This window comes from Microbacterium sp. 2216-1 (genome assembly GCF_046507855.1).
Lineage (GTDB): Bacteria > Actinomycetota > Actinomycetes > Actinomycetales > Microbacteriaceae > Microbacterium > Microbacterium esteraromaticum_C.
This window is the reverse complement of the sequence record NZ_JBKFTM010000005.1, coordinates 90,340-112,927: the sequence shown is the minus strand read 5'-3', so window position 1 is coordinate 112,927 and position 22,588 is coordinate 90,340. Positions and strand designations below refer to the sequence as shown.

At 68.6% G+C, this 22,588-nt stretch carries 21 protein-coding genes; 10 read left to right on the top strand and 11 right to left on the bottom strand.

Annotation, left to right across the window (positions count from 1 at the left end; genetic code table 11):
- Nucleotides 1-8 precede the first annotated feature (8 nt).
- A complete protein-coding gene (locus tag ACLD0U_RS13435) occupies nucleotides 9-689 on the bottom strand; it encodes a FadR/GntR family transcriptional regulator (RefSeq protein ID WP_410340913.1) in 681 nt (226 codons plus the stop codon).
- Nucleotides 690-754: 65 nt separating this feature from the next.
- Between ACLD0U_RS13435 and ACLD0U_RS13430 the strand changes: the two genes are divergently transcribed.
- On the top strand, nucleotides 755-1,612 hold the full coding sequence (locus ACLD0U_RS13430) for an amidohydrolase family protein (RefSeq protein WP_410340912.1): 858 nt from the start codon (nucleotides 755-757) through the stop codon (nucleotides 1,610-1,612).
- Between the two features lie 186 nt (nucleotides 1,613-1,798).
- Here ACLD0U_RS13430 and ACLD0U_RS13425 read toward each other — a convergent pair whose 3' ends face one another.
- The 3 genes from ACLD0U_RS13425 to ACLD0U_RS13415 form a co-directional block, all read right to left on the bottom strand.
- The gene (locus tag ACLD0U_RS13425) at nucleotides 1,799-2,560 is read right to left on the bottom strand and encodes a DUF559 domain-containing protein (RefSeq protein ID WP_410340911.1); all 762 of its coding nucleotides are present in this window, start codon (nucleotides 2,558-2,560) and stop codon (nucleotides 1,799-1,801) included.
- 432 nt (nucleotides 2,561-2,992) lie between these two features.
- On the bottom strand, nucleotides 2,993-3,745 hold the full coding sequence (locus ACLD0U_RS13420; protein WP_206821561.1) for an SDR family oxidoreductase: 753 nt from the start codon (nucleotides 3,743-3,745) through the stop codon (nucleotides 2,993-2,995).
- Nucleotides 3,742-4,602, bottom strand: coding sequence for a fumarylacetoacetate hydrolase family protein (locus ACLD0U_RS13415; RefSeq protein WP_410340910.1), 861 nt, complete (start codon nucleotides 4,600-4,602; stop codon nucleotides 3,742-3,744). Before ACLD0U_RS13415 ends, ACLD0U_RS13420 begins: the two co-directional genes overlap by 4 nt.
- 123 nt (nucleotides 4,603-4,725) lie before the next feature.
- Between ACLD0U_RS13415 and ACLD0U_RS13410 the strand changes: the two genes are divergently transcribed.
- From ACLD0U_RS13410 to ACLD0U_RS13380, 7 genes are all read left to right on the top strand, one after another.
- Entirely contained in the window at nucleotides 4,726-6,021 is a 1,296-nt protein-coding gene (locus ACLD0U_RS13410) for an L-fuconate dehydratase (protein ID WP_410340909.1), read from the top strand.
- Nucleotides 6,014-6,988 carry an aldo/keto reductase gene (locus tag ACLD0U_RS13405; protein ID WP_410340908.1) on the top strand — a complete coding sequence of 325 codons (975 nt, stop codon included), beginning with the start codon at nucleotides 6,014-6,016 and terminating at the stop codon, nucleotides 6,986-6,988. Before ACLD0U_RS13410 ends, ACLD0U_RS13405 begins: the two co-directional genes overlap by 8 nt.
- Nucleotides 6,989-7,014: 26 nt before the next feature.
- A complete protein-coding gene (locus ACLD0U_RS13400) occupies nucleotides 7,015-7,434 on the top strand; it encodes an RbsD/FucU family protein (protein WP_179409826.1) in 420 nt (139 codons plus the stop codon).
- 65 nt (nucleotides 7,435-7,499) lie between these two features.
- Nucleotides 7,500-8,369: a sugar phosphate isomerase/epimerase family protein gene (locus tag ACLD0U_RS13395; protein WP_179409827.1), complete on the top strand. Its 870-nt coding sequence runs from the start codon at nucleotides 7,500-7,502 to the stop codon at nucleotides 8,367-8,369.
- Between the two features lie 159 nt (nucleotides 8,370-8,528).
- The gene (locus ACLD0U_RS13390) at nucleotides 8,529-10,034 is read left to right on the top strand and encodes a sugar ABC transporter ATP-binding protein (protein WP_179409828.1); all 1,506 of its coding nucleotides are present in this window, start codon (nucleotides 8,529-8,531) and stop codon (nucleotides 10,032-10,034) included.
- Nucleotides 10,031-11,062, top strand: coding sequence for an ABC transporter permease (locus tag ACLD0U_RS13385; protein WP_410340907.1), 1,032 nt, complete (start codon nucleotides 10,031-10,033; stop codon nucleotides 11,060-11,062). The genes ACLD0U_RS13390 and ACLD0U_RS13385 overlap by 4 nt, the downstream gene beginning before the upstream one ends.
- A gap of 138 nt (nucleotides 11,063-11,200) precedes the next feature.
- Nucleotides 11,201-12,196 carry an ABC transporter substrate-binding protein gene (locus tag ACLD0U_RS13380; RefSeq protein ID WP_206821568.1) on the top strand — a complete coding sequence of 332 codons (996 nt, stop codon included), beginning with the start codon at nucleotides 11,201-11,203 and terminating at the stop codon, nucleotides 12,194-12,196.
- Between the two features lie 66 nt (nucleotides 12,197-12,262).
- Here the strand turns inward: ACLD0U_RS13380 and ACLD0U_RS13375 are convergent, their stop codons facing one another.
- From ACLD0U_RS13375 to xylB, 4 genes are read right to left on the bottom strand one after another with little or no spacing between them, the layout of a single operon-like run.
- Nucleotides 12,263-13,219: a phosphotriesterase gene (locus ACLD0U_RS13375; protein WP_410340906.1), complete on the bottom strand. Its 957-nt coding sequence runs from the start codon at nucleotides 13,217-13,219 to the stop codon at nucleotides 12,263-12,265.
- A complete protein-coding gene (locus tag ACLD0U_RS13370; RefSeq protein WP_410340905.1) occupies nucleotides 13,219-14,172 on the bottom strand; it encodes a shikimate dehydrogenase family protein in 954 nt (317 codons plus the stop codon). The genes ACLD0U_RS13375 and ACLD0U_RS13370 overlap by 1 nt, the downstream gene beginning before the upstream one ends.
- A 9-nt stretch (nucleotides 14,173-14,181) precedes the next feature.
- The gene (locus ACLD0U_RS13365; protein WP_410340904.1) at nucleotides 14,182-15,132 is read right to left on the bottom strand and encodes a phosphoglycerate dehydrogenase; all 951 of its coding nucleotides are present in this window, start codon (nucleotides 15,130-15,132) and stop codon (nucleotides 14,182-14,184) included.
- The gene (gene xylB / locus ACLD0U_RS13360; RefSeq protein WP_206821572.1) at nucleotides 15,132-16,661 is read right to left on the bottom strand and encodes a xylulokinase; all 1,530 of its coding nucleotides are present in this window, start codon (nucleotides 16,659-16,661) and stop codon (nucleotides 15,132-15,134) included. The genes ACLD0U_RS13365 and xylB overlap by 1 nt, the downstream gene beginning before the upstream one ends.
- Nucleotides 16,662-16,750: 89 nt before the next feature.
- On the opposite strand from xylB, the gene ACLD0U_RS13355 reads away from it, so the two are divergent.
- The gene (locus ACLD0U_RS13355; RefSeq protein ID WP_179409835.1) at nucleotides 16,751-17,356 is read left to right on the top strand and encodes a glucose-6-phosphate isomerase family protein; all 606 of its coding nucleotides are present in this window, start codon (nucleotides 16,751-16,753) and stop codon (nucleotides 17,354-17,356) included.
- An 82-nt stretch (nucleotides 17,357-17,438) separates the two neighbouring features.
- On the top strand, nucleotides 17,439-18,836 hold the full coding sequence (locus ACLD0U_RS13350; protein WP_410340903.1) for a sulfatase: 1,398 nt from the start codon (nucleotides 17,439-17,441) through the stop codon (nucleotides 18,834-18,836).
- A gap of 19 nt (nucleotides 18,837-18,855) precedes the next feature.
- On the opposite strand, the gene ACLD0U_RS13345 is transcribed toward ACLD0U_RS13350, so the two are convergent.
- The 3 genes from ACLD0U_RS13345 to ACLD0U_RS13335 are packed head-to-tail and all read right to left on the bottom strand — an operon-like array spanning nucleotide 18,856 to nucleotide 22,432.
- Nucleotides 18,856-20,271, bottom strand: a complete 1,416-nt coding sequence (locus tag ACLD0U_RS13345) for a sulfatase-like hydrolase/transferase (RefSeq protein ID WP_410340902.1) — start codon at nucleotides 20,269-20,271, stop codon at nucleotides 18,856-18,858.
- On the bottom strand, nucleotides 20,268-21,260 hold the full coding sequence (locus tag ACLD0U_RS13340; RefSeq protein WP_410340901.1) for a Gfo/Idh/MocA family protein: 993 nt from the start codon (nucleotides 21,258-21,260) through the stop codon (nucleotides 20,268-20,270). The genes ACLD0U_RS13345 and ACLD0U_RS13340 overlap by 4 nt, the downstream gene beginning before the upstream one ends.
- Nucleotides 21,261-21,301: 41 nt before the next feature.
- Nucleotides 21,302-22,432 carry a substrate-binding domain-containing protein gene (locus ACLD0U_RS13335; RefSeq protein WP_179409839.1) on the bottom strand — a complete coding sequence of 377 codons (1,131 nt, stop codon included), beginning with the start codon at nucleotides 22,430-22,432 and terminating at the stop codon, nucleotides 21,302-21,304.
- Nucleotides 22,433-22,588 lie beyond the last annotated feature (156 nt).

Genomic DNA, 22,588 nt, shown 5'->3' with positions numbered 1-22,588 from the left:
CGGCCGCGTCAGGCCTGAGCCGCCTGACACAGCCAGCGCTCCACACCGGCGACATGCGCGCTCGCGAGCGATGCCGCCAGCGTCGCATCGTGGTTCGCGATGGCCTCGGCGATCGCGCGGTGCTCCGAGAGCGTGCGCTCCACGGCCCCCTGTTCGGTGAGCCCGCGCCACACCCGCGCCCGAATGGTCTGACTGCTCAGGCCGTCGATCAGGCTGGCGAGATATCCGTTGCCGGCCAGGCTGACCACCTGCGAGTGGAAGTGCGTGTCATGCGCCACGAGGTCGTCAATCGATACGGTCTGCGGATCGACGGCGTTGACCTCGTCGAGCAGTGCACCGGCATCATCGGCGCCGGCATGGCCCGCGGCCAGCGCGGTCGCCTGGGACTCGAGGATGCGGCGCACGGCGAACAGCTCCAGCAGCGAGTCATCATCGTGCATGTCGACGACGAACGTGATCGCCTCCAGCAGCAGATGCGGTTCGAGACTCGTCACATACGTGCCGTCCCCGCGGCGCACATCGAGTACGCGGATGACCTCGAGCGCCTTCACCGCCTCGCGCATCGAGTTGCGCGAGAGGCCGAGTCGCTCGGCGAGTTCCTTCTCGGGCGGCAGGCGGTCGCCGGGACCGAGTTCGCCCGACACGATCATCGCCTTGATCTTCTCGATCGCCTCGTCTGTCACAGCCATGCGCACATCTTCGCATATTGATCGGATGTCTCGGTGAGGTGTGTGAGCATGGGTGCATGCGCGTCATGGACTCTCACCTCCACCTCATCGACCCGACGGTGCTCGCCTACGACTGGCTTGCGGGGCCGCTCGACGCGACGTTCGCAGCCCTCGAGATCAATGAGGAGCAGCTGAGCGGCGTTGACGAGGAAGCCGCGATCTTCATTCAGGCCGAACCGATCGACGGTCAGGCGCTCGAAGAGGTGCGGTGGGTGGACTCGATCGCCCTGGCATCCGGTGTCGTCGCGATCGTGGCGGGGGCGAGGTTGGATCGCGGAGCGGCGACCGACGAGCAGCTGGAAGCGCTCGCCGCGTCTGAGCGAGTCGTGGGCGTGCGGCACCTGCTGCAAGGCGAGCCCGACGGCTACGCACGGACGGAGACGTTCCGGCGCGGAGCGCGTCAGCTCGCCCGCCGGGGATGGACGTTCGACGCGTGCGTGCGCGAGTCGCAGGTGGCCGACGTCACGGCACTCGCCGAATCCGTGCCTGACCTGCCGATCGTGCTGGATCATCTGGGCAAGCCGTCCGTCGGCTCAGCATCCGCTCCGCTCGCCCCGGGGGAGAACTGGCGACGCGATCTCGCGGCGCTGGCGCGGCATCCGCAGGTGTTCTGCAAGCTGTCGGGGCTTCCCGCCGAAACCGGCGGGGTGTGGACCGATGCGCAGATCACCCCGTTCCTCGACGTGGCGCTTGACGTGTTCGGGCCAGACCGGCTGATGTGGGGCAGCGACTGGCCGGTGTCGTCCATCGCGGACGGCAGCGACTACGCGGTCGGTTCCCGGCAGCAGTGGTTCCGCACGGTGGCCGAGTGGGCCGCGGGTCACGACCTCGACGCCGACGCGATCTTCTGGTCGAACGCGCTGACGTTCTACGGCATCCGCTGACGTTTCGGGCGCTGCTTCGGCTGGTTCGGCTGCTCCGGTCGCACTTTCTCCCGCTTCGCGGCGCCGGATGTGGGAGAAAATGCGACTGGAATGAAGAGCCGGACGGCGGATGCGGGAGAAACTGCGACCGGAATGGCGGGCGCGAGCAGCGGCGAGGGCGGATGCGACTCGGCCGGCCAGCGCAGGTCAGCCGGCCAGTGCCCGGCGGATGCGTGCGATGAGCTCATCGGGGCGGCGGTAGAGGGCATCGGTGACCTCGATCACCGTCCAGCCTGCGGCGCGTAGTGCGGCGATCCGCTCGACGTCGGCCGCGTAGCTTGCATGGTGCAGGCGGCCCTGGTACTCGATGGCAACCTTTCGTTGCGGATACGCCATATCGACGCAGGCCAGGAATCGGCCGTCCGCGGTGAACACGTCGTGGTTGAGCGCGGGCTCGGGCAGTCCGGCCATCACGATGCGATATCGCAACAGCGATTCCCGCGGGGACCAGGAGTCTTCGCGGATGAGGTCCACCGCCGTGCGGAGCCGCGCAATGCCGATGCGGCGTCCGGACGCCAGCATGGTGCGCAGGTCGGTGATCGTGGTCCACGGTTGGCGCCCCACTGTCGGGCGGCCGGGACCCGGCCGGTGCCGGCGGCACAGGTAGTCACCGAGTGCGACGAGGTCGGGCACGCTCCACGAGCCCATCTGCGTCCACAGAAACGCCGGATGCACGGCGTTGATGCCGTCCCCTTCCAGCCACGGCACTTCTTCAGGGATTCGGTGGCCACGCACGCCTGCCGCGCGCACGAGCGGTCCCGCGCCTCGGGTGCTGACGTGCACGGGTAGGGTCGCACCGTCGAGGGGGCCGTTCTCGTCGAGCGCGAGCGGCATCGGTCCGCCGATGAGGGCGATCGCGCTCTCGTGGCTGATCAGTTGGTTCGGTCGAAGTCGCGGCGCGTAGGCCAACGTCCGGAGTCTGTGCTCGTGACGCTGGCGCGCGAACGCATCTGCGGGCTCTGGCGTGGCGGAGGACCCCGTGCGGCGGGAGCGCACGCCCTGAAACGGGCGATCCAGGTCGGCGCGGTGCAGGCGCCCGCGGTTCACTCCTGCGACCGCGGCGTCCCGCACGGCGAAGTGCGTGGGAAGGTGAGTCGGGAGAGGGCGCGGGCGCGGTGGCATCCGCCCACGATGGCATCTCGGGGCCGGTGCCGAGCCGGTTATCCACAGGCGCCGACGCGCGGTGCGTCGGTGAGGGCATCCGCCGGGTGGTTCCCGTCGCAGTTTCTCCCGCTTCGCGACGGCGGATGCGGGAGAAACTGCGACCGGAATGAAAACGCGACGGCGGATGCGGGAGAAACTGCGACCGGAATGCGGGCGACAAGCCGGCCGAAGGCGCGACTACTCGCTGCGCAGGCGCAGCTGCGCCATGCCGCCGTCGACCTCGATGCAGGTGCCGGTGGTCGAACCGGACAGCGGGCTGACCAGGTAGAGCACGGCGCCGGCGACCTCGTCGGGCGAGACCAGGCGGCCGTGCGGCTGGCGAGCGTTCAGCGCTGCGCGCTCGGCGGCGGGGTCGTCGGCCGAGTCGAGCAGGCGCCCCACCCAGGGGGTGTCGGCGGTGCCGGGGTTGACGGCGTTGACGCGGATGCCCTCGCGCAGGTGATCTGCGGCCATCGCCCGGGTCAGCGCCGAGACGGCGCCCTTGGATGCCGAGTACAGAGCGCGCTGGGGGAGTCCCGTGGTGGAGGCGATGGATGCCGTGTTGCACACGGCAGCGGCGGGCGAACGCCGCAGCCAGGGGAGCGCCGCCGCGGTCACTCGCGCGATACCGGTGACGTTGATCGAGAGCACGCGCGCCCATTCGTCGTCGTCGTTCGCGGCGATATCGCCCTGGGCGCCGACGCCGGCGTTGTTGATCACGATGTCGATGCGGCCGAACTTCTCTGCGACCGCCGCGACGGCGGCATCCACCGACGCGCGGTCGGAGACATCTGCGGTGAACGCGGCGAAGGCGGCATCGGCGTGGGCGATGTCGCGGTCGAGTACCGCGATCTGCGCGCCTTCGGCGTGCAGCGCTCCGGCGACGGCGGCGCCGATACCCGAGGCGCCGCCGGTGACGATCGCGACGAGTCCGTCGAGCTGGCCGCTCACAGTGCACGCTCCCAGGCGACGAACTCCTGGCGCTGCGCGCCCAGGCCCTCGATCTCGATGTCGACGACGTCGCCGGCCTTCAGGTACGGGAACTTGCCGCCGAAGGCGACGCCCTGCGGGGTGCCGGTGAGGATGAGGTCGCCGGGCTCGAGGGTGACGTACTGCGACAGGTGGTGCACGATGGTGCGCACGTCGAAGATCATGTCGTTGGTGTTCGAGTCCTGTCGGGCCTCGCCGTTGACGAAGCTCTTCAGAGTGAGGTTGTCGACGTCGACCTCGTCGGGGGTCACCAGCCACGGGCCGGTGGGGTTGAAGCCGAAGGCGATCTTGCCCTTGGACCACTGCCCGCCCGAGACCTCCATCTGGAAGGCCCGCTCGGAGACGTCGTTGGCGACGACGTAGCCGGCGATGTGCGCCGCGGCCTCGTCGACCGAGTCGAGGTAGGCCGCCCGCGCGCCGATGACGATGCCGAGCTCGACCTCCCAGTCGGTCTTCTCGCTGCCGCGGGGGATCGTCACGGTGTCGTTCGGGCCGACGACCGTGTTGGGCGTCTTCAGGAACATGATCGGCACCGTGGGCGGCTCGGAGCCCGACTCGCGGGCGTGGGCGGCGTAGTTCTGGCCGATGCAGATGACCGCGCTGGGGCGGGCGATCGGCGCGCCGATGCGCAGCTGGTCGGCGTCGGTCAGCTCGGTCAGCTCACCGGCGTCGAGTGCGGCGCGGGTGCGGGCGACGGGTTCGTCAGCCAGGAACGCGCCGTCTACATCGGATGTCACGGGGTGCAGATCGAAGGTGCGGTCTGCGTCGATGACGACGGGGATCTCTCTTCCGACCTCGCCAAGTCGCGCGAACTTCATGGTTCTCCTTCTCGTCTTCGGGGGCGGGCGCCATGGGGGCTGTCGCCGTTGACAGTATAGACATCGGATGTTTACACTTCCAAGTGATCTGCGTCGGGCACTCCGACGCGTTGAAGGAGCATTGTGAGCCGTATCGTCGCGCTGGACACCAGCGACATCCGTTTCCCCACGTCGTTGAGCCTGGACGGCTCGGATGCGATGAACCCCGACCCCGACTACTCGGCGGCCTACGTGGTGGTGCGTACCGATGCGGCCGACGGCATCGAGGGGCACTCCTTCGTCTTCACGATCGGCCGTGGCAACGACGTGCAGGTCGCCGCGATCGACGCCCTCGCGGGCCACCTCGTCGGGCGCGAGATCGAACCGCTGCTCGACGACATGGGCGGTACATTCCGCGAGATCATCGGCGACTCGCAGTTGCGCTGGCTCGGCCCCGAGAAGGGCGTCATGCACATGGCGATCGGCGCGGTGATCAACGCACTCTGGGACATCAAGGCCAAGCGCGCCGGTCTGCCACTGTGGCAGCTGCTCGCGCGCATGACGCCCGAGCAGATCGTCGACCTGGTCGACTTCCGGTACCTGACCAACGCGCTGACCCGTGACGAGGCGCTCGAGATCCTGCGCGCCGCGGTGCCCGGTCGCGCAGAGCGCGAGGCCGAGCTGCTGGCCACCGGATACCCCGGCTACACCACCAGCCCCGGATGGCTGGGCTACTCGGACGAGAAGCTCGAACGTCTGGCCCGCGAGGCGATGGCTGACGGCTTCACCCAGATCAAGCTCAAGGTCGGCGCCGACCTCGAAGACGACATCCGCCGCTTCCGCAAGGCGCGCGAGGTGTGCGGACCGGACTTCCCGATCGCGATCGATGCCAACCAGCGCTGGGAGGTCTCGGAGGCGATCGCGTGGGTGAACGCACTCGCCGAGTTCGACCCCGCCTGGATCGAGGAGCCCACCAGCCCCGACGACATCCTCGGTCACGCCGAGATCGCCCGTGGAGTCGCCCCGATCCGCGTCGCCACCGGCGAGCACGCTCAGAACCGGATGATCTTCAAGCAGCTGCTGCAGGCCGAGGCCATCGAGGTCATGCAGATCGACTCGGTGCGCGTCGCCGGAGTGAATGAGAACATCGCCAACCTGCTGCTCGCCGCCAAGTTCGACAAGCCGGTGTGCCCGCACGCGGGTGGCGTGGGCCTGTGTGAGGCCGTGCAGCACCTGTCGATGTTCGACTTCGTGGCCGTCAGCGGCACGCGTGAGGGGCGCCTGATCGAGTACGTCGATCACCTGCACGAGCACTTCGTGATCCCCACCGACATCCAGGGCGGGTCGTACATGGCGCCGACGGAGCCCGGCACGAGCATGGAGATGAAGGCCGAGAGCATTGCAAAGTACACCTGGACAGGACAGCACGTTGTTGACTGACGCGGAATCGACCGACCTGGCCCTGCCGACCCTCGGGTACGGTGCCGCCAACGTCGGCAACCTGTTCCGGCCGCTCACCGACGATGAGGCCTGGGCGGTGCTCGAGGCGGCCTGGGATGCGGGCATCCGCTACTTCGACACTGCGCCGCACTACGGGCTGGGGCTCTCCGAGAAGCGCCTGGGCGCCTTCTTGCAGACGAAGCCGCGCGACGAGTTCGTCGTCTCGACCAAGGCCGGGCGTCTGCTGCGCCCGAACCCCGAGCACCAGTCCGGCGGACTCGACACCGACAACGACTTCCATGTGCCTGACGACCTGCGTCGCGAGTGGGACTTCACCGAGGCGGGCATCCGCGCCAGCATTGCCGAGTCGCAGGAGCGCCTGGGGCTGGACCGCATCGATCTGCTCTACCTGCATGACCCCGAGCGGCATGATCTCGATCTCGCGCTGGCCGAGGCGTTCCCGGCGCTTGAGAAGGTGCGTGGCGAGGGCGCGGTGACGGCGATCGGCATCGGATCGATGGTGTCGGATGCCCTGACTCGGGCCGTGCGCGAAGCCGACCTCGACATCATCATGGTCGCCGGCCGCTACACCCTGCTGGAGCAGCCGGCTGCGCCCGAGGTGCTGCCGGCGTGTGATGAGCGCGGCACGGGCATCGTCGCCGCATCGGTGTTCAATTCGGGGCTGCTCGCGAAGAGTGAGCCGACCCGTGACGGGCGCTACGAGTACGGTCAGCTGCCCGAGCAGCTGTGGGACCGTCTGGTGCGCATCGCCGATATCTGCAAGGACCACGGCGTGCCGCTTCCCGCCGCGGCGATCCAGTTCCCGCTGCAGGCCGACGCCGTGCGTTCGGTCGTCGTCGGTGGCAGCCGGCCCGCCCAGCTTGCGCAGAACGCCGAGTACGCGGCGCTGCCGATTCCGGCGGAGCTGTGGCAGAACCTCGCCGCCGAGGGGCTCATTCCCGCTTGACCGGAGCTTGACAGAAGGACACGACGATGCTCGAAGGAATCAACCCGCTGCTGACGGGTGAACTGCTGCTGCACCTCGATCGCATGGGGCACTCCGATGCGGTCGTCGTCGCCGACGCCCACTTCCCCGCGTGGGCGCTCGGCGCGCGCGTGATCGACCTGCCGGGCACGACGACGCCCGAGGTGGTCGCCGCGATCCGTTCGGTGCTGCCGCTGGATGACGCCCCGGGTATGGACCTGATGGAGTCGGCCGACGCGACGGTGCTCGATGTGCAGCGCGAACTGATGACGGCCGCGGGCACGACGGTGCAGACCACGCGCTTCGTGGAGCGTTTCGCGTACTACGACGTGGCCAAGGGGGCCTATCTGATGGTGCGCACCGGCGAGACCCGCAAGTACGGCAACGCCCTGCTGCGCAAGGGCGTCGTCGGGCATCCGTCGGCCTGACGGTTCCCGGCCGCTGCGGCCGTAGACGCAGACAGAAGTGAAGAGAAACCAGCAAAGGAGCTGTGATGAACATCGGATGCCATGGACTGGTGTGGACGGGCACGTTCGACGCCGCCGGGATCGAACGGGCGGTGCGCAAGACCGCCGAGGCGGGTTTCGACCTGATCGAGTTCCCCCTGATGGACCCGTTCGCCTTCGACGTCGGTGCCGCGCGGCGCGTGCTCGACGAGCACGGCCTGGCTGTGAGCGCCTCACTGGGGTTGTCGGATGCGACCGATGTGACCAGCGACGACCCCGCGGTGGTCGCGGCGGGTGAAGCGCTGCTGATGCGGGCGGTCGATGTGCTGGCCGATCTGGGCGGGACGCACTTCTGCGGAGTGATCTACTCGGCGATGAAGAAGTACATGCTTCCTGTTTCGGAGGCCGGTGTCGCACGCAGTCAGCGGTCGATCGCACGCGTCGTCGATCATGCGGCGTCGCGGGGCGTGCAGGTGTCGCTCGAGGTGGTCAACCGCTACGAGACCAATGTGCTCAACACCGCGAGACAGGCGGTCGAGTATGTGGGGCAGGTTGATCGGTCGGGGCTCGGCATTCACCTCGACACGTACCACATGAACATCGAGGAGTCGGATATGACCGCTCCTGTGCTGGATGCCGCCGAGCTGTTGCGCTACGTCCACATCGGTGAGAGCCACCGCGGGTACCTGGGTACCGGCACGGTCGACTTCGATGCGTTCTTCAAAGCACTCGGCCGTATCGGCTACGACGGCCCGATCGTGTTCGAGTCGTTCTCGTCGGCGGTGGTCGCCGAGGACCTCAGCCGGATGCTCGGAATCTGGCGGAATCTCTGGACCGATAGTGACGAGCTGGGGGCGCACGCCAACCGGTTCATCCGCGACAAGCTCGTCGCCGTGGAGTCGATCGCGTTGCACTGACGCCCTGTAATCAACTTGTTATTACAGGTCTGGCGCAACCGCGCATTCTTAGATACATTTAGATACAACTTGCATCGAAACCGCGAGAAGCGCACAATTGACCCGATGTTTGAAATGGATTCCAAGAGGGGTCCGCAACCTCCAAGGGAGTAGGGCAACATGACCGAACCCATCCTCCGCATGGCCGGGATCAGCAAAGGGTTCCCCGGTGTGCAGGCGCTTCAGGATGTGAACCTCGAGGTGCGGTCGGGCGAGGTGCTCGTTCTCGTCGGAGAGAACGGCGCCGGCAAGTCGACCCTGATGAAGATCCTCTCGGGCATCTACACCCGAGATGAGGGCACCATCCACTTCGAAGGGCAGCCGGTCGAGCTGACCAGCCCGCTGCAAGCACAGCAACTGGGGATCACGATCATCCACCAGGAACTGAACATGATGCCCGACCTCACGGTCGCCCAGAACATCTACATCGGCCGCGAGCCCAAGACCGGTCCGTTTCTTTCGGAGCGTGCGCTGAACAAGCAGACCGACGAGCTGCTGGCACGTCTGGGCATCCGCCTGGACGCACGACAGAAGGTGGGCGAGCTGACCGTCGCCGAGCAGCAGATGGTCGAGATCGCCAAGGCGCTGTCGTTCAACGCCAAGGTGCTGATCATGGACGAGCCCACGTCGGCGCTGACCGATACCGAGGTCGAGACCCTGTTCGTGCTGATCGAGCAGCTCAAGCAGCGCGGCACGGGCATCGTCTACATCTCGCACCGCATGGACGAGCTGCGTCGTCTGGCCGATCGGGTCAGCGTGCTGCGCGACGGCGCGTACATCGGCTCGCTCGAGAAGTCCGAGATCAGCATTCCCCGGATCATCGAGATGATGGTCGGTCGGACCATCGACGAGGGCACGCGTCCCGCGGCGCGTGAGCACCTCGATGACCCGGTAGTGCTCGACGTGCAGGGGCTGTCGACCAAGGCACTGCTGAAGGACGTGTCGTTCCAACTGCATCGGGGCGAGATCCTCGGCTTCGCGGGACTCATGGGGGCTGGTCGCACCGAGACGGCCCGTGCCGTGATCGGCGCCGACCGCAAGGACGCCGGCACCGTCAGCATCGCCGGCAAGGTCGCCCGCATCCGCCAGCCCGAGGACGCCGTCAAGCGTGGCATCGGCTACCTCTCGGAGGACCGCAAGCTGCTCGGGCTGATGCTCGACCAGGACGTCACGTTCAACACGGTGCTGGCCTCGCTCGACTCCTACGCCAATGCGATCGGCTGGATGGGCGACCGCAAGGCCAAGAACCAGACCAAGGAATACGTGCAGCAGCTGCGCGTGAAGACCCCCTCGGTCAACCAGATCGTCAAGCTGCTGTCGGGAGGCAATCAGCAGAAGGTCGTCATCGCCCGCTGGCTGATGCGCGACTGCGACATCCTCATCTTCGACGAACCCACCCGAGGGATCGACGTCGGTGCCAAAGAGGAGATCTACCGTCTGATGCAGCAGCTCGCGGCATCGGGCAAGTCCATCATCGTCATCTCGTCGGAGCTGCCCGAGATCCTGCGCGTCGCGAACCGCATCGCCGTGTTCGCCAACGGCAGGATCACCGGAACGCTCCGCAACGAGGAAGCCAGCCAGGAGAAGATCATGCAGCTCGCCGCCCACGGGGAGGAAGAACAATGAGCACGCCGAAGCAGCCCGGATCGACGACGACCGTCGTTCAGCAGGCCGTGAACGAGAACACCGACAAGCGCGACGTCGGCGCGATGCTGAAGCGCCAGCTGCAGCAGTCGCTGGCATTCGGCACGCTGATCGTGCTGGTGACCTTCTTCGCCATCGCCAGCCCCGCCTTCTTCACTGTCAGCAACCTCACCACGGTGCTGCTGTCGACCGCGGTGATCGCGATCCTCGCACTCGGAACCACCTTCGTCATCATCACCGGCGGCATCGACCTGTCTCTGGGAACCGGCATGGCGCTCTCGGCCGTGATGACGGGTGTGTTCATCACGAACTGGGGCATGCCGATCTGGGTCGGCGTGCTCGGCGGAATCGCCACCGGCGTGCTGATGGGGCTCGTCAATGGTGTGAACATCACCATCCTGCGACTGCCCCCGTTCATCGCCACACTGGCGATGATGATGATCGCCGGTGGCCTGGCGCTGGTGATCTCGAACGTGCGACCCATCTACTTCTCGACGTCGGCTCCCGAGTTCAAGCGCATCGCGCTGGGAACGCTGATCCCCGGCATCCCGAACGCCGTGCTGATCACGCTGGTGCTCGCGGTCGTCGCGGCTCTCGTGCTGTCGAAGACGCTGCTCGGCCGCTACACCTTCGCGATCGGCTCGAATGAAGAGGCCACGCGGCTCTCGGGCGTGAACACCCGCCGCTGGACGATCTTCGTCTACATGTTCGCCGGCGCGTTCGTCGGCGTCGCCGGTGTCGTGATCGCGTCGCGACTGGACTCCGCCCAGCCCCAGATCGGCATGGGCTACGAACTGCAGGCCATCGCGGCCGTGATCATCGGCGGCACCTCGCTGCTGGGTGGGCGCGGATCGATCGTCGGCACCGTGATCGGCGCGCTGATCATGAGCGTGCTCGTCAACGGCCTGCGGATCATGTCGATCCAGCCCGAATGGCAGAACGTCGTCGTCGGCGTCGTCGTGCTGCTGGCGGTGTTCTTCGACTCGCTGCGCAATCGACAGCGCACCTGATGACTCGGGTGGCGGCGATACCCGTGCCTGCCACCACCCGATCGGCTCCGGCCGAACCCGCGGAGCGATCCGCACGGCACAGCACCAGATGTCCACACCGCCGACCTCGGTCGGCACACAGAGAACAATGGAGTTTCCATGCGATTTGGTAAGAAGACCGCATTCGCGGCGATCGTCGCAGCCTCCGCTATCGCCCTCGCCGGCTGCGGTGGCGGCGACGTGGTCAGCGAGAGCCCCGCGGGCGAGTCCGGTAACGACGGCGAGATGTACGTCGCCCTCGTCTCGAAGGGCTTCCAGCACCAGTTCTGGCAGGCCGTCAAGACGGGTGCCGAGCAGAAGGCCGAGGAGCTCGGCGTGCGTGTCACGTTCGAGGGCCCCGCAGCCGAGACCGAGATCGCCCAGCAGCTCGACATGCTGACCACCGCGATCAACAGCAACCCCGACGCCATCGGCTACGCGGCACTCGACCCCGAAGCGTGCGTCGCCCCGCTCGAGCAGGCGAAGTCGAAGGACATCCCGGTTGTCTACTTCGACGCCCCCTGCAACGGAGACGTCGGGCTCAGCCTGGCCGCCACGGACAGCAAGGCCGCCGGTGCGCTGGCCGCCGAGCACATGGCCGAGCTGATCGGCGGCGAGGGCGAAGTGGCCATCGTCGGCCACTCGCAGATCAACTCGACCGGTGTCGAGCGCCGTGACGGCTTCGTCGAGAAGATCGAGGCCGACTACCCCGACATCACCATCGTCGACATCCAGTACGGTGATGGCGACCACCTGAAGTCGGCCGACATCGCCAAGAGCATGATCGCCGCACACCCCGACCTCAAGGGCATCTACGGCACCAACGAGGGCTCGGCCATCGGTGTGGTGAACGCGGTCAACGAGCTCGGGCTGGCCAAGGGTGAGCTGACGATCATCGGCTTCGACTCGGGTGCGGCCCAGATCAACGCCATCAAGGACGGCACGATGGCCGGTGCCATCACCCAGGACCCGATCGGCATCGGCGCCCGCACCGTCGAGTCGGCCGTGGCCGCGGCCAACGGCGAGACGCTCGATGAGTTCTACGACACCGGCTCGTACTGGTACGACGCCGACAACATCGACGACCCGAAGATCGCGGCAGTCCTCTACGAATGATCTGACACGACAGCAGAAGGCCCCCTCGCGTGAGCGAGGGGGCCTTCTGCTGTCGTGCGGTGCCCGTTAGTGCAGGGCCAGCAGACGTGCCGGATTGGTCGTGATCAGCGCGTCGACAGCCGCATCGCCGACGGCGCTGCGCAGGCGCGGCAGGTACCGTTCGCCGAGATAGGCGAGTCCGGGCATGCCGCCGTAGGCGATGTAGCGGGTGGCGCGTGCCACATCGCCGCCCAGGACGATGCGATCGCCCCCGCCGCCCGCGATCACCGTGTCTGTCAGCGTCAGCAGCTCGGCATCCGAGCGCGTGCGCGGGCGGGCGTAGCCGTCGTAGCCGAGGTAGGCGCCGCGCTCGGTGAGCGAGAGATGCAGACCGGCATCGGGGTCGCGGTCGGCGTGGGCCAGCACGACGCGGTCGGAAGCCACCCCCTCGTCCGCCAGCAGATCGAGCACCTCGTGTGCGGCGGTGCAGAACTCCAGATGCACCATGATGGGCGCGCCCGTCGTGCGGTGCGCCGCGGCGATGGCCATCAGCGTGGTGCGCTCGAACGCGCTGATCCGCCAGTAGTCGGCGCCGCCCTTGAGCATGCCGGCGCGCACCGGCGCGCCGGTCGGTGACAGCGCGCGCGGTCCGCGCGGATCGGCGTCGGTCGCGGGCATCCCCTCGCGCACATCGGCGATGAACAGGGCGGCCAGCTGTGCGGCGTCCGCTGTGCGCGTCGGATGATCCGGCGCGTAGTGGGCCTCTCGATGCCGACCGCTCGTGGCGATCACGCCGAGTCCGGTGGCGGTGCTGATCCGCGCCAACCCCGCGGGGTCGCGCCCGAGCCCGAACGGCGTGGCGTCGACCATCGTCTCGAACCCACTGGCTCGCAACAGGGCGGCCTCGGCGCTCGAGGACTGCTCGTCATCGAGCTCGTCCCCTGGCAGCAGGGGCGAGACCTGAAAGAGGTGCTCGTGGTAATTCACCCTGCCCAGCGCCGCCGGTTCGACGTCACCGAGGACGGTGCGCACCACGGCGGTCATCAGCGCACCGACTCCGCTGCCGCCGCGAGCCGGTCGACCGTGTCGGGGGTCAGCTCGATCTCGAAGACGTCGGCGACGACCTGCGACCAGCCGTGGATGAAGTAGCGCCAGCCGTCGACCACCTGCAGCGCCCGGCGGTCGCGTTGGGCGGCGGCCTGGTGCAGGAACTCCAGCGAACCGCGGTAGTTGAACTCCCACGCCCACGCTCGTTCGGGGAAGACCACGGCATCGGTGAGAGGGGAACCGGGGCGGTCCTTGCCGAGGCCCGTCGCATTCGCGATCACCGAACCAGGAGGGGCCGCCTCGACGAGAGCGTCGGCGTCGGTCGCGTGCGGAGTGACCACGTAGCGGATCAGGTCATCCGGAGTGCCGTGCTGGCGGTGCACCTCTCGCAGATGGTCGAGCTTGTCTTGCGTGCGCGCGGTGACGGTGATGCGTGCGGGCGCGTCCGCGCGCTCGGACAGCGCCCAGCTGAGCGCCGTGCCGGAGCCGCCCGCGCCCAGGATGATCACCTCGGCACCGGTGCGGGCGAAATGATCGGCGGGCAGGAAGTCGTTCAGCGCGAGGTCGACCGTGAGGGGGTCTTTCGCGCGTCCGATCAGCTTCGCCCCGCGCTTGGAGATGCTCGAGATCTCGGAGCACGAGACGGCGAACGGATCGAGCTCGTCGAACAGATCGGATGCCGCCGCGAACACGTTCATCTTGTGTGTGGTGACCAGGGCGCCGCGGTGGTGCTTGTCGTCGCGGATGCGCTCGACCATCTCGCGGTAGACGCTGGGGGTGGCGTCCATCGGTAGATCGTGCCCGACAAGGGTGCGCGTCGGCAGGCCGAGGACGTCGGCCCACAGCGGGAACACCTTCATGATCGACGACGAGCCGGTGGTGACGCCGACGAAGCCCATGTAGTCATCAGAGGGAGCCACGTGGTCATCGGAGAGAGGGAGGGTGGTCATCGGCTGCTCCTAGCGGGTGACGGGGTGGGCGGGGGCATCGCCGCGCAGCACGGCGATGACGTCGTCGAGCGACATGCGTCCCATGTTGTCGACGGCCTGGGTGGTCTGCGCCGCCAGGTGCGGTGTGACGATCACACGGTCGGCGAGGCCGGGGGCCAGCAGCGGGCTGGCGCCGCCCGCGGTGTCGCCATCGAGCGTGTCGGCTGCGTACCCGGCGATGACGCCCTCGTGCAGCGCGGCGGCGACGGCGTGTTCGTCGATCAGGTCGGGACGCGCGGTGTTCACCAGCACGGTGCCGCGGCGCAGGAGCGCCGCGCGGGCTGCATCGACCAGTCGTTGACCTCCTGGTGCGTGCAGCGTGATCAGGTCCGCCTCGCGGAACAGGTCGTCGAGGGTGGCGGGCTCGGCGCCCGCCTCGCGGATCGCCTCGGCCGGGACGTAGGGGTCGGATGCCAGCATCCGAGCGCCGAAGCCGCGCAGTCGCGCGGCGACGCCCTGGCCGATGCGACCGAAGCCGACGATGCCGACGGTCGCCGCTCCCAGCTCGCGCCCGCGGCGGACGCTCCAGTCGCCTGCGCGTACGCGGCGATCGCCGTCCGGGATCGTGCGCAGCGCCGCGAGCATGAGCCCGACGGCGTGATCGGCGACGGCGTTCGCGTTCGCGCCTGGGGTGTTGGTGACGGGGATGCCGCGCGCCGCAGCCGCGACCAGATCGACCGACTCGTATCCCACACCGTAGCGCGCGATGATCTTCAGTCGCGGCGCCGCGGCCAGGTGCTCGGCGGTCACCGGGCCGGTGCCGGCGATCCAGGCGTCGCTGCCGTGCAGCAACGGTCGCAGGTCGTCGAGGGCGTGGTGCGCCGGACCGCGCATGATGCGGTGCCCGGCGGCCGCGGCCCGCTCGACGAGGTCGAGGTCGCCATCCGAGAACGACCGGCTGGTCACGAGGATCACAGCCATCAGTGGGCTCCGCTCGCTGCCAGCATGTCGGCGGTCTGAACGTGCGGTGCGGCCGCGAACCAGGGCTCGAGTGCCTCGTACGCGGCGGTGAAGCGGGCGTGACGTCGTGTGTAGGCGGCGTGCCGGGCGGCATCCGGAACGAACTCGGCCGTGACCTCGCTCAGCGCCCGCGCGGCCGAGAAATCGGCCAGGCCCAGTCCGACCGCGGCGGTCACCGCGGCGCCCAGGCTGTTGGCCTCTTCGACGATCGTGCGCCGGCGCACCGGAATGCCCCAGACATCCGCGAGCACCGACAGGTACGCATCGCTCTGGGCCCCGCCGCCGACGGCGTCGATGCGATCGATCACGGCGCCCGAGGCGCGGAACGCCTGGATGCAGGTGAGCAAGTTGAACGCCGTGCCCTCCAGCACCGCGCGGACGAGGTGCGCACGGGTGTGGTGCCGGCCGATGCCCACGAAGGCTCCGCGTGCGTGCGGATCCCAGATCGGGGCGCGCTCGCCGAGCAGGTAGGGCAGGAAGTAGAGGTCCTCGGTGTCGATGCCGTCGGCGGCTTCGGCAGTCAGCCGACCCGTCTCAGGGTGGGCAGGGTCCGGTGAGAGCGCCTCGGCGATCCACTGCACCGATGCGCCGCCGGCCTGCATGGTCGCCGTCGGCACAAACAGACCGGGAACGACGTTGTCGAAGGTGAAGGTGCGCATCGCGGGGTCGAGCAGCGGCGCCTCGGTGACGAACGAGATCCACGAGCTCGTGCCCAGGCACACGTAGGCGCCATCTTCGGGTGAGACGATGCCCGAGCCGACCGCTGCCATCGGCCCGTCGCCGCCGCCCATGACCACCCGCACGCCGGTGTGCAGGCCGAGCTGCTCGGCGGCGTCGGCGGTGAGTGCGCCGACCACGGCGGTGGAGTCGAGGATCTCGGGAAACAGCGCCGGGTCCAGTTTGGCCGCCGTCAGAACCTCGTCCGACCAGGTGCCGCGCTGCTGATCGTAGGCGTTGGTGCCCGAGGCGTCAGAGCGGTCGGTGGCCAGACGCCCCGTCAGGCGCAGCACGATGAAGTCCTTCGCGACGCACGTGCGACGCACGCGTGCCCAGACATCGGGCTCGTTGTCGCGCACCCACATGATCTTCGAGACCGAATAGGTGGGGTTCAGGCGGTGCCCGAGCAGTCGATAGGCGTGCTCGGCCCCCAACGCGGCCTCGAGCTCGCGCTGCTGGGCACCCGATCGGGTGTCGGCCCAGATGATGGCGGGCCGCACGGGCTCTCCCGCCGAGTCCAGCAGGACTGCGCCCATCATCTGTCCGCTGACGACCAGGCCGGCGATCTCTGCGGGCGCGGTGCCGGTGCGGGCGAGCAGCTCTCGGGTCGCCGTGACCGTCGCATCCCACCAGTCCTGCGGGTTCTGTTCGGCGACGCCGCCGGCGGCGAAGTGCGCGGGATAGGGGACGGTGACCGAGGCCACCAGTCGGCCGTCGTCGTGGTGCAGCGATGCCTTGTCGCCGGTCGTGCCGAGGTCGTGCGCGATGATCACAGTTCGTCCTGTCTCACTGGCAGAGGTGCGGTTTGGGTTTCGAGGTACGAGGGAGTATACCTGTAATTACAAGTTACCAGGAGGTCCCCGTGAGCACTCACACCGTCGTCGATTTCCCCGTCCCGCTGCAGATCTCACCCGCGGGCGGCATCGAAGGGCGCTCCCGTCGGTACGAGAAGTTCTTGGGCGATATGTCGGGTGTCTACCGCGACGAGGCCGCCTGGCGGGCCGCGGTCGAGGAGCGGGGCGACTCCGAGCTCGTCTACTGGGTCGACGATCACAAGTATCAGGACGGGCCGGGTGCGCTCATCGTCGGCACCAGCACTCTGCTGCCAGGACGCATCGGCGAGGAGTTCGCCGTGACCCGTGGTCATCTGCACGCCATCGCCGACCGCGCCGAGCTGTACTACTGCCTCAGCGGTCGCGGGGTCATGCTGCTCGAGACTGTCGACGGGCAGTCCGAAGCGGTCGAGCTCACCCCGGGCAAAGCGGTGAACGTGCCCGGACACTGGATCCACCGCAGTGTGAACACCGGCGACGAGCCGTTCGTCACCCTGTTCTGCTACGCCGCGGACGCCGGCCAGGACTACGCCCTCATCGCCGATGCCGGCGGCATGAAGAACCTCGTCTTGGCTGATGGTGAGGGGTGGCGACTCGCACCCAACCCCGACCACACCGGGTACCGACGCGGCTGATCCGACGCGCCGCGGCGGCGGTGCGTGTTGATTCCTCTTGTCGGCGCGGAGTTGACTGGAGCGGACACCCCCAGGAGGCCCCTTGCCGAATCGCCCGAACATCCTCATCATCATGGCCGACCAGTTCCGCGCGTCATCGCTCGGGCTGCTGGGTGAGGACCCCGTGCACACGCCGCATCTCGACAGGCTCGCCGCGGAGGGGTGCCTGGTGCGGCAGGCGGTGAGCAACTATCCGGTATGCAGTCCGCACCGCGCGATGTTTCTCACCGGCATGCGGCCGGTCGACAACGGCGTCACCCTGAACGTCAACTCCGAGACCGCGCAGGACGGCATCGGTCTGCGCAGCGGGCTCGACACCTGGGCCGGCGTGCTGCGTCGGCACGGATGGCGCACCGGCTACATCGGCAAATGGCATCTCGAACCGCCCGTGGATGAGGATGCGGAGTTCGGCGAGGGGCGCCGCAGTGACGGGAAGGTGTGGGACGCCTGGTCGCCGCCCGATCGCCGGTTCGGGTTCGACTTCTGGTACTCGTACGGCGCCGCCGACCGTCACCTCACCCCGCACTACTGGACGACCCGTGCCGGGCGCCACGAGCGCGTCGATATCGATCAGTGGTCGGCCGAGCACGAGACCGATGTCGCGATCCGCTTCCTGCAGCAGGGCGGTGACGAGCCGTTCGCGCTGATGCTGTCGCTCAATCCGCCGCATCCGCCGTTCGAACTGGTACCCGATCGCTATCGAACGCGTTACGCAGAGCTCGACGACGCGACCCTGTTGCCCCGACCGAACGTCCGCCTCGGCACCGAGACCGCGCACAAGGCGGCCGGCATCGCCCGCGACTACTACGCGGCCGTGACCGGCGTCGATGAGCAGATCGGACGCCTGCACGCCGCCGTGCAGGCGTGCTCGGGCGACCGTCCCACGGTGATCGTGTTCACCTCGGACCACGGCATGCAGGTGGGCAGCCACGAGCTGCTGTACAAGAACGTCGCCTACGAGGAGTCGATGCGGCTGCCGTTCATCGTCCATTCGCCGCAGCTCGTCCCCGCAGGCGAATCACAGGTCGTCGTCGACTCGATGGACGTCGCCCCGACGATCCTCGGCCTCGTCGGGCTCGCGCTCGGCGGGGATGCCGTCGCGGGGCGCGACCGCTCCGGAGCGCTGCGCGGAGAGCCGGGCGGAGCCGGCGATGACACGGCGATGTACTACCGCTACGCCTCACGCAGCGATCCGACCAGCGTGCGTGGCCTGCGAACGCCTCAAGCGAAGATCGTCGCCACGTGGGACCCGAAGGATGGGCTCTCCGTCGAGGTGTTCGACCTCGACGACGACCCGTTCGAACTCAGCAGCCGTCCGCAGACGGGCCTCGCGACGACGATGGCGCGGATGCTGCACGAGGCCCTCACGGCCGCCGGAGACGACTGGGCGGGCGCGGACGCACTGGCAGACACCTATCGCCTCGAGCCCATGAACGCCTGAGCGTCCGGTGCGGTGCGTGTCAGACGGCCCCGTCCCACCCCGGAGCGGAGAACGCGCCGAGGGGATCCGTGCCCAGGGCACGGTGCTGACCGGCGCCGACCACCGGCAGTGCCCGGCCATCGGCATCCGACCGTGAGAACCGCACGAACCAGTCGTGCAGCATCCCGCGAAGCCGCTCCTGATCATCGCGATACGCGGCATCGTCGATGAGGTTGCGCGACTCCCGAGGGTCGGAGGCGAGGTCGTAGAACTCGTGCGGTCCGTACGGATGGCGGTGCACGTACTTTTGATCGGCCGTGCGGATCATGCGCGCGGGCCCGTACTCACTGTGTACGACGACCGGGCGCTCGGGGCGGGCGGGAGCTTCGCCGCGCAGCAGCCCCGCGAAGCTGCGTCCCGGGCCCTGCTCGAACTCGTGCGAGGGAAGGCCGAGCAGCTCCAGCAGGGTCGCGGGCAGATCGTAGGCGCTGAGCAGGTCGTCGTGCACGACGCCGACCGGGAGCATGCCCGGGGCCGAGACGATGAACGGCACCATGACCGACTCGTCGTACATGTTCATCGGGAACGTGCCGTTCCCCTTGCCCCAGAACCCGTGATGACCGCAGCTGAAGCCGTTGTCGCTGAGGAACACGACGATCGTCTCCTGCTCGATGCCGTGCGCGCGCAGCCGATCCAGTACCCGCCCGATCGCGGCATCCATCGCCGTCACGGCCGCGAAGTAGCCGATCAGCGCCTCACGCGTATCGGACTCGCCGCCGATCGGGGCGCCGTCCAGCCTCTGCAGCCAAGGGTGCGGGCTTTCTTGCGGACAGCTCTCGAACGCGCAGTCGCGGTACAGGTCGGTGAACCGCTCGGGGTGCTGCCCGGCGAACGGCTTGTGCGGCGCGGTGAAGTTCAGCGCGAGGAAGAACGGATTCGGATGCTGCTGCTCGGCGTCGATGAAGGCGATCGCATCGTCGGCGATGACATCGGTCAGGTACCCACCGACGTGTTCGGCGACGCCGTCGCGATACATGACGGCGTCGCGGTAGGCGCTCCCGCCCCCCTCCAGGGCGTACCAGTGCACGAACCCCGCACGCGGCGCGTCGCTGGCTCCGAGGTGCCACTTTCCCGACAGCCCGAGTCGATAGCCGGCATCAGCCAGCGCGTCGGTCAGTGTGGGCACCTCCTGCAGGTAGTCCTGGCTTTCGGTTCCGACATGCGCGCCATCGAGATAGTCGTGCACCCCGTGTGCTGACGGTATGCGTCCGGTCAGCAGGCTCGCCCGTGCCGGTGAGCACACCGGCGACGCGCAGAAGAAGCGGTCGAGTCGGATGCCGCGGGCGGCGAGGTCGTCGAGAACGGGGGTGCGGATCTCGGGGTTCCCTGCCGCGCCGAGCGCCCAGGGGCCCTGGTCGTCGCTGACGATGAGGATCAGATTCGGGCGGTTCGTCACGCGGGCACCCCGGCAGGCAGGAGCGACAGCGCCCTGCCCTCATCCGCCGAACGGTACGCCGTGAGCACGAGCTCGACCACGTGACGCGCGTGCGCGTGCGCGACGGTCGGCTCGGCCCCGGCGATGACCGCTGCGAAGTCGGCCAGCTGTGCGGTGAACGCGCGCTGGATGTCGTCGGCGTGATGTTCGTGCACGACCCGCGACCGCCCGTTGGCGTGCACCGTCGTGCCCACCCGTGGGTCGATCTCGATCACACCGCGGTCGCACACGATCGTCAACAGGTCACCGCGCGTACCGGGGTCACTGACCACGGTGATGCTCACCCCCACGCCGTTGTCGAGCCGCAGCAGCATCGCACCGTCGGTCTCGACGGCTGCGCCGAACCGGTGCACGGTCGTGGCGAGCATCTCGACCGCGCGGCCCCCGCCGAACCACAGGGAACGGTCAAGGCAATGCCCGCCGATGTTCATCAGGGCACCCCCGCCGGCGATCTCGGGGGAGAAGAACCACTCCGATCGCGATCCCGGACGGTAGTCGGTGCTGCGGTTGTCGCGGATCATCCGCACCGCCCCGAGCTCACCGGTCGCCAGCACGCGCTGCGCGGCGACCTTCTCGGGCATGTAGTGCTGGATGTGGCCGATGGTGAGCCCGACACCCGCCTGTCGGCACAGCTCGGCGAGTCGGTCGCAGTCGTGCAGGGTGGTCGCCATCGGCTTCTCCACCATCACATGGGCGCCGGCGGCCGCGGCATCCGCGCCGATCGGCAGGTGCGTGGCGTGCGGGGTGTTCACGATCACGGCATCGACGACCCCGGCGGCGAGCATCCGGCGGTGGTCGGTGAACACCGCCGCGCCGGATCCGGATGCCGCGCGGGCCGCGGCATCCGCATCGATGTCGCAGACGGCGGTGAGCTCGAGTCCGTCGTTCTCGGCCGCCGCCGTGATGTGGAACGGCGCGACAGCGCCCGCCCCGATCAATCCGATGCGCACGTGATCTCCTCTTCGATGTACGGGGTGAAACGGCCGGCGGGTCAGCGCGTCGCGGATGCCGGCTCGGCGCCGCACGATCGACGCACGACGACCCTGGGGCGCAGCCGGATCTGGTGCAAGGGGCATTCGTCGCCCTCGATCAGGCGGCGCAGCATGACGTCGGCCGCCATGCGACCGATGCGGTACTTCGGAGGGGCGACGGCGGTCAGCGGTACCTCCGCGAGATCGGCCACCTCGTCGTCGTACGAGACGAGTGCGAGGTCGTCGGGCACGTGCCGGCCGTTGCGTCGCGCGGCGCCTTCGAGCATTGCCGCCTCCCGGTCGCCGAAGGTCAGCGCCGCCGTCGCCTCGAAGTCGCGCAGCGCGCGGTAGGCCGCCTCGGCGGAATCGGCCTCCCACTCGGTCTTCGACTGCGAGAATCGCAGATCCGGTGTCAGTCCGAGATCGGTGACGGCCTGCAGGTACCCCTGCACCACGCCGTACTCGGTCACGGTGCGCGACCGCGTCAGCAGAGCGATGCGACGGTGGCCGAGCCTGGCGAGGTGGGCGACGGCGTCGTAGGCGCCGCCGGCGTGGTCGGAGCAGACGTGCTCGGTGATGTCGGCGGGCCCCAGGCCGTGCAGACTGCGTTCGACCAGCACAACCGGTGCCGGCAGCGCCATGAGCTGCTGTGCGCGGGCCGCGGGGTCGGCAATGCCCGAGAGTGTCGGGGCGAGCAGCAGACCGTCCACCCCGGCCTCGAGCAGTGCCGCGATGGCTTCGTCCTCGCGATCGGGGTCGTAGCGATAGGTCGCCAGTTGCAGCGACGCTCCCGCCGCCGACAGCGACTCGTCGATCCCCTGCAGCACGCGCGGGTAGTACAGCTGCGTGTCGGGGAGCAGGACGCCGATGCGCCGGCGTGCTCGCTCCTCGCGGGGGCGGGCGGGCGCTACGAAGCTGCCCGCGCCCTGGCGGCGTACGACGATCCGCTCCGCGACCAACTCGTCGAAGGCGCGGCGCACGGTCGTCAGCGACAGACCCGTCTCCTTCGACAGCTCCTGCTCGGTCGGCAGCTTCTGCCCGGCCGTCCACGTGCCGGCGATGATCCCCCGGCGCAACTGGTCGGCCAGGATCTCAAACTTCAGCCCCCGTGTCTCGGCGTCGCGCACCGCTGCGCTGCGCTGTGATGCCATGCCCCCACCTCCGTCGTTCTTCCTCTGATTCTGTTCTCTTCCAAGAAAGGAATAAAGGGGTAATCGGGGATTCCCTCGTTAGTTCGCTCGCAGTTCTCCGGTGGTGACGGCGGTCTTCGAGCGATGAGGGCAGATGAATTCCGGAATACTCCTTGA